A 14834-nucleotide genomic window follows, 5' to 3' on the forward strand; every position below is an offset into this window, starting at 1 on the left:
AGCGGAAGGATCATTCGCAAACGTGAAAGAAGACATGAACTTCAGAAGATATCTGTATCGTGGAAAAGAAAATGTTCTTGCACAGAGCATACTGCTGGCAATCAGCTATGATATAAATAAGCTACATCATAAGATTGCTGCTGAGCGAACAGGAACACACCTGTTTGAATTGAAAAAAGCCTCATAATTTTTGATATTTCAAAATAGAAAAGGCAAAGTTGTCCCGATTAGTACATCGGCTTATTAAAGTACACTATTTTTGACAACAGAAAAGATATTCACTCATCAAGTCCACCATTCATGGTAAGAAAAAGGGGCCTCGCCCAGATGATTTAATCATCTAAAGCGACAGCCCCTTTTTGTATGGTTATTTATTTGATTTACGTTTTTTCTTGTGACGATTATGACGGTATTTTCTACACTATAGAATATCGTCATTACCGTCACTCAATTTTGAAAGGAAATAAAAAGATGGGAAAACAAGTTCAAATTCCTTATGAGCTATTCATGGATTTAGTTTATTTATTCGTTTTAGAGATACCAGATGAAGGTACTCATGAGAAAATTGTTGATGGGTTAAATAAGAAAATCGACAAAATCATCATGCATGAATTATATGAAAAATATAAGACTGCTCCTACAGAAGAAGAGCGTGAAAAAGCACGTCAGGAGTATATAGATAAGCGTGGAGTATTCGAGAACTTCAGATGGTGATTTCCTTTGATGAGTATGACGGGAGCGTGCACGCTCCGGTGATGAATAGCAAAAGAAAAAACAAATTGAGTCGGCGAGCGTAGCGAGCTTACCTCATAACGTGTCGTTATGAGTAACCCCCTAGGTATAAAGACATAAATGTCATTATACGGGGGCTCTCCGAGGGGTCTGCCGACGGCTTGCTCGCCAAATGAAAGGAGTATTTACATGATATCTTGTTCATGTCATTTGTCGAACAAAAAGCATGCTTTGACCACTACTCATTCTATATCTTCTGCTAGTAAGCATAACCTTCGTTTATACACAGAGCAGCAGGAATACAATATTGCATTAATTGAGATTGTAGAAGGTAGTGGTACAAGCATTCTTGATGATGTGAAACGCATTTATAAAGAAGAGTTTACAGAACCACTTGAGGAATACAATGAGGGAAAAAGAGCTGATAGACAAATAAAAGATTATTTAAAGTATGTCTCTGATAACAAAAAAGCCGATGTGGCTGCAGAGGTTATTTTACAAATTGGTGATATGGAATTTTGGAGCAAAAAATCAATCGAAGAGAGACAGGCAATGATACCTCTTTTAAAGGAACATCTTGAAACGTTTAAGGCGGCAGTTCCTGAATTTAAAGTGGCATCCGCAGTGATACATTTGGATGAAGCATCACCTCATATGCAGGTTGTGGGTGTGCCTGTAGCTACTGGATACAAGCGTGGCATGAGAAAACAAGTGGCTAAGTCAAAAGTGTTTACTAAAGAAAGAATGGTTGATATTCAAGCTATAATGCATGCAGATGCAGAGCGTATAATCAGCAATCATCCAGAAATCTTTGGCGATGAATGCCTAAAGCCGATTGAAAAAGGACGTAATAATGATATGTCCAAAGAGTTTTATATTCGTACCAAACAACAGCAATATGAGGCTATATCGGAAGATATAAGCAGACTAGAAGATGAAAAAGATAGTCTAATTAGAGTAAAGAATGAGATTACTGTTGAGACCGAAAAAATAGTCAATGATGCAGTAGAGAAAGTGACTGAATCTGAAATGCAGAAAGAATTTTTACATCTTGCTTTAGATGAGAACCCTAAATCAGCAATTGGGAAAATGATTTCAGACGTTTTTAAAATGTTTAAAGACCCGTGGGTTAAATCTCGCGGTGCTAAAGTGTTTGAGAAAACAAGAACAAGTATTATGGACAGTCTTAGGGAAGCAAAAAGAATTGCTGATGAGAACAATGCTCAACGAAGAAGCAAACCAAAGGAACATGGTCAGGAAAGATAAAAAATATATTGAAAAAAGAACGGAATGCCTGTATATTATAGGTAGCGGATGCGCTGTGGAAACTCGAGATGCCCACAGCCCAGAGAGTTCATGCGTGAGCTCTCTTTTTTTGTATCGGAGGAACTTTTTGTGGCTAAAGAGTTTTACACATATCAGCAGCAATTGGATAAACTTGAAAAAGAAAAAGACTTGTTAATCCAGGATAGGGTTTATGCTGAAAACAAATTAAAAGAAATAAGCTATTATTCCTTGATCGGTGGATACAAGCAGCCATTTAAACACTTGCCATCAGGAAAGTATCTTCGTGGGGTTACTTTTGAAGAGATAGTAAATCTGTATTATTTTGATGAAGAAATGAGGTCATTATTCCTTAAATACATTCTTCATGTGGAACGGCAGATTAAATCGTTACTCTCTTATCATTTTTGCGAAAAATACGGCAATAATCAAATCCAGTATTTGAATGCAAATAATTATAACAATACCCCAAATAATACACTTGGTGTTAATAAACTTGTGAACTGTCTGCAGAATGCTATAACTTTACCAAGCAATTATCCATATATTGTTCATCATGTGAAAAACTATGGAAATGTCCCTCTGTGGGTTGCAATGAATGCGATTACATTCGGTAATGTGGCAGCTATGTATCAATATGTTACTACAGATGTAAGAGCAAAGGTAAGTCAGAATTATGAGAAAGTGTCAGAAGCAGAACTACATCAGTTTATAAGAATAATTGCAAGCTGTCGAAATGTTTGTGCTCATGGTGAGAGATTGTATACGTTCCATTCTAAGCTATCTGGACCAGATACGGATGTCCATAAAAAGATGGGAATAGCTAGGAAAAAGGGGGCGTATGTTAATGGTAAACATGATTTATTTGCTGTTGTTATAGCACTAAAATATTTAATTCCAGATGACGAATTCAAGGAATTTAAAAGAAAGCTTGTAGCATTGATTGATAAGGTCAATAAGTGATGTCCACATCTAACACAAAAAGATTTGTTTAATTATATGGGATTTCCTAGTAATTGGGAAAAGATAACCAGATATAAGAAGTAAGAGTATTTCTAAAAACACCGAATTCGGGGGTTTTAAAATAAAATAGCATTATTCGTTGATTATTGTAACGGGAGCGTGTCACGCTTCCGTTATTTTATATCAGAGGAAAAAGATGGGTTTAGCTCCTGCTTTATATGCGACAGTATTACAGTTTTTGTTGTTTAGGTATGTGCTATTTGTTAGAATGTTTTTCAGGTGCTTTGCATTTCATAACGTGTTCATAATTTAGCTGGAAACGAAGAATAATTAGGGAAATATTGGGAGGAAGAAATGTTAAGGCTAGAAAAAATAAATGGTAAAAATGTATGGAACATTTTAAAACTATCTGTCAATAATTCACAAAGGGAGTTTGTAGCTAGTAACGAGATAAGTATCATTGAAGCATACACAGCTATTACAGCCAATGGGTATGCTTATCCCTTTGGAATCTATGATGGTGATATTCCGGTAGGATTTTTGATGATTGGATTTGATAAGGATGATTATTGGGAAGATGCACCAGATGTTGCTACAGGTAATTATAACTTGTGGCGATTGATGATAGATAAGAATTATCAGCACAAAGGATATGGTAGGCAAGCAGTAAAACTAGCGTTGGATTTTATTAAGACCTATCCATGTGGACCGGCTGAATATTGCTGGCTATCTTATGAATCGGAGAATCAAATTGCTAAAGAGCTGTATGCATCCTATGGATTTGTTGAGACTGGGGATATGGATGGGGAAGAGCTTATAGCAGTTTTAAAAATATAGAGGGAAGAATATTCCGTCAAAGGTTGGCAAAAATAAGGTGCGGTGGATGTTTGGAGAAGTGTGAGAAGAACATGAACCGCTGGTAGAAGGAATAAACCGCAGGAGGAAGGTCGTTTTGAACGAATATAGTCTACAACATAAAAAGGCGTGGGAGTTTGATGCATATGATTTTTGGGTAAGAACCGCCGGGACTCCGGAGGAAAGAGCATCAAAGGATAAAGAAAACCCCAGGAAGATGCTAAAGCAGTATGCGAACTACTTTGATTCTTTTGAAGGCGTCAAGGTAGCTAATATCTGCGGATCCTGCGGCAAGAAAGCAATTCCGCTGGCTCTTTTGGGAGCAGAGGTTACAGTATTTGATATATCAGAAGCCAATAAGAAATATGCCATGGAAACAGCTGAGGCTGCAGGTGTAAACATTGGCTATGAAGTTTGTGATATCATGGAAATCGATATGGACAAGTATGCCGGCTTTTTTGATGTTGTCTTTATGGAGGGTGGAATCCTTCATTATTTCCACGATATAGATGTTTTTATGAATGTTATGAACGGATTGCTTAAACCCGGTGGAAAGATGATCTGCAGTGACTTCCATCCATTTACTAAGATTTCCGATGTACTTGGGCTGCAGCAGCCAACCATGAGTTATTTCTCAACAGATATCTTTGAAGGTGAGATGGCGCACGCAAGATTTTACGATGAGGAGATCCGTAAGCAAATCCCTAAATGCCATTACAGGAAGTACACAATCAGCGAGATTATCAATTCTATCATCGGGAGCGGATTTACTTTGAAGCGTTTTGATGAGCATCCTTCATGGGAGAACGAGAAACTTCCGGGAGAGTTTACTGTAATTGCAAAAAAAGATATGAAAGGCGCAGATAAATGGTTGGCTTAATTGTAGCACGGTCAAGAAATAATGTTATTGGAAAAGACGGCGCCATTCCTTGGAAAATAAAGGGTGAGCAGATGCAGTTTAAGGAGCTTTCTACAGGTAATGTTGTTGTAATGGGTAGGCGTTCTTATGAAGAGATAGGTGGTCCTCTACCAAATCGAGAGACCATAGTTGTGTCTAGGACAAAAAAGTTTGATGGCGATAATGTTCTAACAGCAAATTCTGTAAAAGAGGCAATAAAGCTGGCAAAGGGAAAGGATGTTTATATTGCTGGAGGCTGTGGATTGTATAAAGAGGCGATGACTTTTGTTGACGTTATGTATATCACAGAGGTTGATTTGGAAGTTGAAAATGGAGATGTGTTTTTTCCTGAATTTAACGCAGAAGAATTTGAAAAGGAAATTGGGGAAACTCTTGGCGATGACATCAAATATACTAGAACGGTTTATCGAAGAAAGAAATAATAAGGTTTTCTGGAGGGAGATTAATGTCAGATTTTGGAATAAATGAAATGCTTGAAATGCAGAAAGCACTTCAGGAAAAGTACAAAGATAAATGGGAGCACATTTCACCAGAAGTTGGTAAAAACAAGCTACTTTGGATGATTGGAGAAGTTGGAGAGGTTATTGATATAGTTAAGAAGCATGGCCCTCAAGCAGCTGATATAGACAATCCTGAGCGTAATCATCTTATTGAAGAGATGGCAGATGTCCTTATGTACTATAATGACGTTCTTCTTTGCTATGGAATGACGGCAGAAGAGCTGAAAGAATCTTATACAACCAAGTTTGAGAAGAATATGAACCGCTGGTGATTATTTATCCCAAATACTGTGGGAAAAATAAGTATGCTATGGTACAATCACATTGTCAGAGTGACAATAGAATGACAATAAAAACTTGTGAAAAGGTATTGGATTGATTCAAACCGTTCAGAAGTGAACTGATTTTAAATGCAAAATCGCCATTTTTCAGTTGGTAGCAATCTGAAATTTGCGAGATGGAGTAGCAGAAAAACTACGGAAGCCCGCATAAATAGCGGACTCCCGTTTTTACGTCTACATTTCGTCTATCAAAATCAGTGGTTTTATTTTTTTCAATTCTTATTACAACTGATTTTAATCTCTAAAGGCCTGTGAGAATAAACTAAAGCTTATTGTAAGAATAGTTGATATATACTTTGTTAAAGCTAAATGAAAGGGGAGTTGACAGCCATGCAAACAATGTTACAATCTTGCAGAGCAGAGCAGAGCAGAGCAGAGCAGAGCAGAGCAGAGCAGAGCAGAGCAGAGCAGAGCAGAGCAGAGCAGAGCAGAGCAGAGCATGGGCTAGTTGCGGTCTTTTTTTGAATAAAATTATATACGATGATGGATAACCGTCGGATTGATGAGACAGATATGTCTTGTTAAGCTCGGCGGTTTTTATTTTGGAAAAATTAAACTCAAGGAGGATATCATATGATGAAAAAAAAGAAAGCAGGAAGAGTGCTACTCAGTTTTTTGCTCTCATTGGCGATGGTTATAGGATTTATGCCAGGGATGGGTATGACGGCACATGCAGAGGAACCTACAGAGGAATTACTCACAACCATCACGGGAACAGGAGGCAATAGTGCTCCAGCTACATCTGCAAATATAAGTTATAGCACTGAAGATGTTGCTATCCTTTCTTTTAGTGGATCAGTATCTTATCGAGCGTCTCCTGCATGGGGATGGTGGGGATACGGTTGGACAGCAACTGTTACCCCTTCAGATGAATATACTATCACCAAATGTGTATTCTACGACGATGCCAATCGTACTGTTACAGACAGCGAAGCTCCATTTGTAGTGGAAACCACGGAAGAGGATAAGACACCAAGAATAAATGGCACACCCATTGATGGTGGCAAAAGTCAAAGTAAAGGTTTAGCAAAGATTGAGGTTTATGGATATGCTACCCCAACCACTGTCGATGTTACGGGCGTATCTCTCAACAAAACGACTACTACATTGACTGTAGGAGATACAGAAACATTGACAGCAACAGTTAGCCCGGATGATGCTTCGAATAAGTCTGTTACATGGTCAAGTAGCGATACAGCTGTTGCTACAGTTGAGAATGGCGTTGTAACAGCTGTTGGTTCAGGTACTGCAAACATCACTGTCACCGCAACAAACGGAACAGATGATACAAGTGATGATAAGACGGCAACATGTGCAGTTACAGTGAATGCAGCAATTGTTACATATGCAGTAACGTTGAATGCTAATGGTGGAACTATTAACAGTGGTAATATTACTGAATATACTGAAGGAACTGGTGCAACATTACCTACAGACGTTACAAAAGATGGACATCAATTTGGTGGTTGGTATGATAATGCTGGATTGACAGGAAGCCCAGTGACGGCAATATCTACATCTGATACAGGAAATAAAGAGTATTGGGCAAAATGGACTGCAAACCCTAGCTCTGTTTCATACAGTGTAGTTTTTAAGGTTGTAAATGGCTCTTGGGATGACGGAAACACAAGTGATAAGAGCATAACGCTTAGTGGTATGGAAGGTGATACATTAAAGCTTTCTTCAGGGCAGATTCCGGCTGTAGGAACAAAGCCTAATGATGGTTATAAGGCAGGTAGTTGGGATGTGACTCCGAGTACTGACACAGCAATTTCAAGTAACGTAACCTATACTTATACCTATGTGGCAGATTCATCAGGAGGTACCTCCGATAGTGGAAGAGGAGATTCATCAGGAGGATTATCTGATAGCGGAAGTGGAGATTCATCTGGAGGATTATCTGATAGCGGAAGTGGTGATTCATCAGGAGGATCATCTGATAGCGGAAGTGGTGATTCATCTGGAGGATTATCTGATAGCGGAAGTGGTGATTCATCTGGAGAATCTTCCGATAGTGGAAGTGGCAGTTCGTCAAGTGGTTCAACAGATAGTGGAAGCGGCAGTAGCTCGTCTAGTGGCTCCTCTGACAGCGGAAATACCAGTGGAGAAACTTCAAGCGGTTCTTCTGATAATACGAATACAAACACAGATACAAGTGCAAAGGTTTCATATGATGATGTTGCTATCAGCGCAGGTTCTGTAAATGATATTACTGGTACTGCATCGGCAACAGCAGAAAGCAATCCTTTTGGAACAAAGATTGAAAACAATAGTAACCTGACCACACTTTTATCCCTTACAGATGCAGAAGTAGCACAGGGCGTAAATGTATGGCTGGGTATTCAGGATATGAGTGCTTCTGTACCACAAGCAGATAAGACATTAATTCAAAATACTTCCGGTGATTATACAGTTGGGCTTTATCTTGATATTAACTTGTTTAAGAAAGTTGGAAGTAACGATGCAACAAAAGTGAACGAGACCAACGGAAAAGTAAAGGCAAGCATCCTTATTCCTGAAAGCTTGTGGAAGATTGGAAGGACTTTTGAAATCATACGTGTACATGATGGCGTGGCTACAGCTATCGCGGGTACTTACGATGAAAATAAACATGTATTCACATTTGAAACAGATAAGTTTTCAACATATGCTTTAGCATACAAAGATCCGGCTTCATCAAGTGATAGCGGTACAACTTCAGATAGTAGTTCGTCGAATAGTAGCAATAGCACACAGTCTACTGCACCAAAGACCGGAGACCCAAATGATGTCAGAGTATGGTATCTGCTTCTTATAGCTTCTCTTGGAGGACTTGGATTTCTTGGTTATTCAAAGAAGAAAAAAGTAAATGACTAAAACAAAAAACAATGGTAATCACTCAAATGGCTGTGCCTTGAAACGGCATGGCCATTTGTTATATAGGTGGCATGAAAAAAGATAGATATGAATCGTTTAAAAACAATATAAAGCAGATAGGGAAGAAAGCTTGGAAGCTGACAGAAGTAATTGCTCGTAATAAAAAGGATGCAGTGATTGCTCTGATTTGTGTTGCTCTCGTAACAGTGGCTGTAATCAGTATCGTAAGGATAGTTTATCTCCATAGTGTAGAGATTAAGCAAGAGCAGGAAATACAGGCATTGCAGGAAGAATATACATCAGGGTCAGGAGATACTGCAAGTATGCCGGATGAGTCGGAGTTGGTCAAAAAGACAGATGGTGATTTGGAGACTGAGCCTGAGGATGACCCTAATGCCTGGTATCATGACATAGATGTGGATTTTGCAGGCTTAAAGGAGCAGAACGAGGACATTGTTGGCTGGATTTACTTTGAGGACGAGGAAAGTATCAGTTATCCGCTTTTGTATTCCGGTGATGATTATTATCTGTGGAGAAATTATCTGAAGGAAGAGGAGACAGCCGGTTCTATTTATATTGATGGGAATAATAATCCTGATTTAAGTGATGCACACACACTAATCTATGGTCATAATATGCGCAATCTTTCTATGTTTGGAAATTTGAAGTTCTATAAGACAGAAGAAGACTATTTTGAAAATCATAGACATTTTCAGCTGATCACAGAGACAGGTGCCTATCGTTATGAAATCTTTGCCTATAAGGATGTCAGCACACTTACCGGTGGAATCTATACCACATGGAAGTATGTGGATGATGACTTTAAGGATTTTGTTGAGAATACTATATGCCAAGGAAGCTATGTGGATGCAGATATAGACGTTGATGATGAGACACACATCGTGACACTGTCTACCTGTTCATATGATTCTGATGTGAGATTTACGGTAAGTGCCGTGAGGGTAGATGAGCATGAGTGGAACCCTTGAAAAACATGAATATCTTGACATTTTAGACTGTCCAGTTTATAATTTAAGTACATCTATAAGATGTGATTGGTTTCCTTGCCAAGCGAAATGGGAACTTTATCAGATGGGAACCCTACCATATAAAATAAATGGGAGCTTTATCAGATGGGAGCCCTACCATATAAAATAAATGGGAACTATAAAAGACGGGAACCCTACCGGCAAAGAAGGAATATTACGGGCTGCATCTTCTGACGCAGCCCGTTGTTATGTTTAAGGATTGTTATGAAGAAACTAGATTTATATTATATTGATTTAAAATACATAAGAGATTTGTCACATACTGATGATAATGTGATGTCTATTTCGCCACAAAGAGGAAAACAAAATCGTCCGTTTGTAGGCGTTGTAGTACTTATGAATGGACGCAAATATTGTATTCCGCTCACATCTCCAAAGGATAAATTTAAGAATAAGAAGAGCCAAGTGGATTTTATCAAAGTATTTGATGAAGAGCGAAGAGATGAAAATGGCCAGTTCAAGCTAATTGGAGTTCTCAATATCAACAATATGATTCCAGTCGATGATCGTTATATCAAGAAGGTGAATCTTGCAGTTCTAAGCAATGATAAACCTGATCTTGCAGCTAAAAAGCGACTTATGCAAAAGCAGATAAAGTGGTGCAGAAATCATATTGACACAATTGAGAATCGTGCCAACAAGGTATATGATATGGTTGTGAATCATCCAGACAAAAATCATAATCTTGTAAAGAGAAGTTCCAAGTTTGATAAACTTGAAACACTACTAGACAAACTACTTAAGAAAGATTAAAAGTAGAGAATTTACGTCTATAAAATGTCTACCAAAACTTCAAAAAAAGTTGTGGACGACATGGAATAATTAGAAAAGATATACCATATATACTGTAAATTAGACTCTATAGACTCAATATATAGTAGTCGGTATAGAGATGGAGTAATACGTGACAGAGCGCAAAGCTTTTTAGCCTGATTAGGGCAAAGTGCTTTACTCTTTAACAATTAAAAAATAAACAAAAATAGACCTTGAGTCCGAGTCGTTTTTAACTTCTCGACCAAGGTCTATTTTTTGTTTTATTAGGTCTGGTTAAACTTGAAAATAAAGCATTTATAAGTGTCGTAACCATAGTAAAGGCTACTACCAGTAAAGGCTTTAAAAGATAATTCATAAGGGATTTATACTTGTTTGATAACTATGTTAGGAGGCTAAAAACTTTGCTCTTAGTAGGATAAAGAGGTTTGACATCATACCAAAGAAACAAAAGACCATGTGTATTAGTAAGTCTATATGGATGCATTTCCAGGTATTTGTTATAAGAATCTTCTAATTTGGAAGGATGGAGTGTATACCATAAGAGATAAGTGCCTAAACATTATTGCTGATAAGGTTGATTATTACAGATGTTATGTAATCAAATAAGTAATGAATAAAGAGATGTATAAATAGTTCTTTAAATGCTGTTGAATATCGACAAAACAAGGATATTTTCGATTTTTATCACAATTATGAGTTATTCTGACTGATGATGGGGTTAGTACTTGGTTATAACTTCTAAAAGTGGAGGAGTATTGCATGGCAAATATTATAGATGGATTAAACAAGGCAACTAATGAGGATTTGAGAAAGCTCAATGCCATTTTGAAAACATACACACTGACTAACTATTTCATTCAGTTCTTTAGGTGTCTTGGAAATGTATTCAGATATATTTTCAGAATAAAACCAAAACAGGCAGGTATGTCTTTTTTGTATACAAATTATCAGGCCCAATTCGACCAGATGAACAGGGATGAACTTATCAGCTGGCTAAAAAATTATCTGATTTCGTCTCACAGAGTCAATATTAAAGGGAAAGAAATTACTGATGACTTATTATCTGTAAGTATTCTAAAAAAAGCTGCACATTTGTATAAGAATGACAGTTATTCGCATATGTCACCTGCTGAAATGGCTGATGATTTAAAGTATAAATGCGCAGATAGAAAGCTGACTAAAATAACTGGCGTTCTTAAGAATTGGTTTTTTATTACACTATTTTTGTTTATAATTGCCTGCTTCCTAATAGTCTATTATTATCGTAATTACGATTTGCTGTTTTTTCGTTATTATGATTTTTTTAGTGTACATCCAGATATGCTTCCTAGGACATCCATTGTAAGAAATCTGATTACAGGTGCGTTTGTAATTATAGAGGTGATTTGGTCAAAGAAATGTTCATCTAAATTATTTTATGAGAAAATAGGGCAAGTAGTAGCTTTGGGAGGGCTTGCTTATAATGGGCCTTTTTCTGTTTCAAGTAGTGAGTTAATAATTCCACAGATGAAAAAAGATGTTGCTGAAAAGTTTGAGAGAGGCTTGAGGGCACTTCACACTTTGATGCAACAGATTCGGACACTAGAGCAAGATGTGCAAACATTTGAATCGTTAAACCTATCATTAAAATATAGTATTAATGATTGTAAAAATTCCATAGAAAATGCAAAAAAAAATCCAGATGAAAGGTTAGATAAAAAATCTCAAGCTGAACTAATTCAAAAACTCCAGCGTGAATATGAACTAAAATGTGATGAATTTAAACAAAGAAAAGATTCAATAAAGCAGATAAATGACTATTTACCAAATTTGAAAAAAGAAAAAAAGAACCTACAGAATAAATTAATTAAATTATTAGCCACCTTGTGGGAACACAAATATTATACTTTTAGATTTTTAAACAGCTTTTATGATTCTGTACTAGAACGTTTTGAATGGAAATCCTTCTTAAAAATAGAAGAACGCTTGTTGGAAATGAAAGAAACAAGTGATGTTAAGTCTCTTGGTGATTTTGTAGTTGGTGCAAATATATTATCTTATGAGTTTAAATTTCTTATTGAAGCTGATGAATGTTCCGTGGTATATTCAGGGACAAAACCTACTGAATTGTATCAAGTGAAGCGATCAGGGGAATTAAAAGACATAACACTTAGTGCCAAAGATCTTGAGAAAGTTCTTGTGGAGTTTAAGATCTTACCTTCAAAGAAATCTAATACTAATCTTAGTGTTGAAAATTTGATAAAAGAAATGCAGAAAAGGTTGAAACAAAAGGACTCGATTATAAAGGGATTAGAAGATGAAAAAGACAAGCTGGTGGTAGAAGTAGAAACTAAGGAAATGGAAAACTTTGCCATAGAAGAAGATAAAAAAAGACTTATTAAAGATCGCGATTCGCTAATCGAGGAAATAAAAAAGGCTAATGAAGAAGATAAAGAGGAGTTACTAAAACAAATTGATGAGTTAAATGCAAGTATAGCGTTCTTACAGGAAGAATATGACAATAACAATACCTATAAAGATAGCATAATTGAAAAATATAAGAAAAAGCTAGATGAAAGTAAAATGACTATTAAAACATTGGATAAAGATATAGTTTTTCTTAATAATCAATTGTCAGATAAACAATTTCTTATAGATTCGTTGGAAAGCGAAAAAAAGTCTCTAGAAGAAGATATTATACAATTGAATGAGAAAATATTATTGATTGAGTCATTTCTGAATGAGGCAAATAGTAAGATAGATAATTCAGATTCAAAAAATCAGGACCATAAAGAAACTATCAACGAACATTCTGATACTATCCAGAAACTAAAGTCTCAGCTGCAAAAAGCGAAGGTTGCACTAGGCAAGAAACAGAAAAAAATAGAAAAGCTAGAAAAAGAAAAGAAGAGCGTTGTTTCAGAGAACAGTAAACTAAATGAAGATATTGAGAATGAACGAGCACAACAGAATCAAAAAATATCAGAGCTTGAGGAGAAAGTGAAAGAACTTGAGCAAAAAGAGCCTTCAGTGGCAGATATATTGTTGGATGAAAAAGCATTTGCTGCGTTTAAAAAATGTTTTATTGATGCCGAAAAAGAAATCGATATAGAGAGCCCATGGCTTGCTAGATTTACCGTAGAAGAAGAATTTAAAAAACTTATGAAGACTGCCCTTGATAAGGGGGTAACTATAAAGATTCATTACGGATTGAAGAATAATAAAGACGATAGATATTTTTCTTATGAAAATCTTAATAAAAAAATAAATGAGAACAGTAGAAATCGTACAAGATTTGAGTGGAGTATCAGTAGCATTAAAACACTTCATGGATTATTCGATAAAGATTATCCAAATCAGCTGATTTCTTACCGTAATGAAAATGCTCAAACACATAGAAAAATAGTATTGGTCGACTCGAAATATTATATGATAGGCAGTTATAATTTTTTGTCTTATGATGGCCGTGATGGCAGAGGTGAGGTGGCAGAAAAAATTGAAAATTCTGCAAAGACAGACCAGTATAGGGCGGTGTTAAAATTCAAAAACTATACTATGACAAAACCTGAATATGATTGTGAATAACATGTTTAACATTCCGTAAGAGATTGATCAAAAATAGTTGTTGGAGATTTGCAATTAGTTGATGGACACAAGAAGTATTTGATGCATGTAAAAAAAAGCATTCGTAAGTATGGTTGGGGGTATTTGAATGAGCATTACAGTAAATTTGCGCTATAAAGGTGAAAATGGAGCAGCAAAACAATTTGCAGAGGAGATGATTTCCAGTGGAACAGTAGATGCTATTAGAAATGAGGCCGGGAATTTAAAATATGAATATTTCCTGTCACAGGAGGATCCTGACACAATTCTTCTGATTGATAGCTGGGAAAATCAGGAGGCTATCGATATTCATCATGATTCTCCCATGATGAAAACAATCATGGAGGTAAGAAAAAAGTATGATCTTCACATGACAGTTGAAAGATATAAGACTGACGATACCATGCCAGATTCGGATAAAAGTTTTATCAGAAAATAGGAAGTATAGAAAAATATGAGCAAAAAATACTGGAAGCCATAAGTTAAGTGAAACAATACCATTAGACGGATGGTCACATTTTATGTAAAATGAAAGAACTATTATTTAATAGGCAACACTGATTGTCATGTTATTATTTTACATTAAAGTGAGGACACAAAATGACAGCTTCTGAAAACAAGGATTTCATAAAACATTTAATAAGGATTGCATTGCCTATAGCCCTACAATCTTTGATGCTTGCGCTGGTTGCAGCAGCAGATGCTCTGATGCTTGGTCGAGTGGAGCAAAATCAAATGACTGCAGTTTCTTTGGCGACACAGATTCAGTTTGTTCAGAATATGTTTCTTTCATCAGCCACAGGTGCTGGGGCGATACTTGGAGCTCAGTACTGGGGCAAAGGAGATAAGAAAACCTTAGAAGATATTTTTAATCTTATGCTGTGGTTTTGCGGCATTGTGTCTATTGTTTTCTTTCTGTTGTGCGAGCTGTGTCCTCAGAGCCTGATGCATATTTTTGCCAGTGATAGTCAGTTGATTT

General features: G+C 36.5%; 15 protein-coding genes. All 15 read left to right on the plus strand.

The features are described 5' to 3' along the window. Positions 1 to 187 (plus strand): transposase (locus BLV53_RS16280; protein WP_170830910.1); only part of this gene is annotated, 187 nt, incomplete at its 5' end. Between the two features lie 284 nt (positions 188 to 471). Further along, a complete protein-coding gene (locus BLV53_RS16285; protein ID WP_090302697.1) occupies positions 472 to 714 on the plus strand; it encodes a complexin-2 in 243 nt (80 codons plus the stop codon). A gap of 207 nt (positions 715 to 921) precedes the next feature. After that, on the plus strand, positions 922 to 1998 hold the full coding sequence (locus BLV53_RS16290) for a plasmid recombination protein (RefSeq protein ID WP_090302698.1): 1077 nt from the start codon (positions 922 to 924) through the stop codon (positions 1996 to 1998). A 129-nt stretch (positions 1999 to 2127) separates the two neighbouring features. Beyond that, on the plus strand, positions 2128 to 2979 hold the full coding sequence (locus tag BLV53_RS16295) for an Abi family protein (RefSeq protein ID WP_242879137.1): 852 nt from the start codon (positions 2128 to 2130) through the stop codon (positions 2977 to 2979). A 354-nt stretch (positions 2980 to 3333) separates the two neighbouring features. Beyond that, positions 3334 to 3816, plus strand: a complete 483-nt coding sequence (locus tag BLV53_RS16300) for a GNAT family N-acetyltransferase (RefSeq protein WP_090302699.1) — start codon at positions 3334 to 3336, stop codon at positions 3814 to 3816. A 115-nt stretch (positions 3817 to 3931) separates the two neighbouring features. Beyond that, positions 3932 to 4714, plus strand: coding sequence for a class I SAM-dependent methyltransferase (locus BLV53_RS16305; protein WP_090302700.1), 783 nt, complete (start codon positions 3932 to 3934; stop codon positions 4712 to 4714). Next, the gene (locus BLV53_RS16310; protein WP_090302701.1) at positions 4702 to 5175 is read left to right on the plus strand and encodes a dihydrofolate reductase; all 474 of its coding nucleotides are present in this window, start codon (positions 4702 to 4704) and stop codon (positions 5173 to 5175) included. The genes BLV53_RS16305 and BLV53_RS16310 overlap by 13 nt, the downstream gene beginning before the upstream one ends. 23 nt (positions 5176 to 5198) lie before the next feature. Continuing rightward, entirely contained in the window at positions 5199 to 5525 is a 327-nt protein-coding gene (locus BLV53_RS16315) for a MazG nucleotide pyrophosphohydrolase domain-containing protein (protein ID WP_090302702.1), read from the plus strand. Positions 5526 to 5924: 399 nt separating this feature from the next. After that, positions 5925 to 6059: a hypothetical protein gene (locus BLV53_RS17630; protein ID WP_278335413.1), complete on the plus strand. Its 135-nt coding sequence runs from the start codon at positions 5925 to 5927 to the stop codon at positions 6057 to 6059. 108 nt (positions 6060 to 6167) lie between these two features. Then, positions 6168 to 8450: an Ig-like domain-containing protein gene (locus BLV53_RS17160; RefSeq protein WP_170830911.1), complete on the plus strand. Its 2283-nt coding sequence runs from the start codon at positions 6168 to 6170 to the stop codon at positions 8448 to 8450. 71 nt (positions 8451 to 8521) lie between these two features. After that, positions 8522 to 9439, plus strand: a complete 918-nt coding sequence (locus BLV53_RS16330) for a class B sortase (RefSeq protein WP_170830912.1) — start codon at positions 8522 to 8524, stop codon at positions 9437 to 9439. Between the two features lie 264 nt (positions 9440 to 9703). After that, positions 9704 to 10252 (plus strand): type III toxin-antitoxin system ToxN/AbiQ family toxin, encoded by a 549-nt coding sequence (locus tag BLV53_RS16335; protein ID WP_090302705.1) that lies wholly within the window; start codon positions 9704 to 9706, stop codon positions 10250 to 10252. A 780-nt stretch (positions 10253 to 11032) separates the two neighbouring features. Next, positions 11033 to 13837, plus strand: a complete 2805-nt coding sequence (locus BLV53_RS16340) for a phospholipase D-like domain-containing protein (RefSeq protein WP_090302706.1) — start codon at positions 11033 to 11035, stop codon at positions 13835 to 13837. Between the two features lie 127 nt (positions 13838 to 13964). Beyond that, positions 13965 to 14294: a putative quinol monooxygenase gene (locus BLV53_RS16345; RefSeq protein ID WP_090302707.1), complete on the plus strand. Its 330-nt coding sequence runs from the start codon at positions 13965 to 13967 to the stop codon at positions 14292 to 14294. A gap of 161 nt (positions 14295 to 14455) precedes the next feature. Beyond that, a partial coding sequence (locus tag BLV53_RS16350) for an MATE family efflux transporter (protein WP_242879138.1) occupies positions 14456 to 14834 on the plus strand: 379 nt, incomplete at its 3' end.

Source organism: Pseudobutyrivibrio sp. ACV-2, assembly GCF_900107545.1.
In the GTDB taxonomy this organism is placed as follows: domain Bacteria; phylum Bacillota; class Clostridia; order Lachnospirales; family Lachnospiraceae; genus Pseudobutyrivibrio.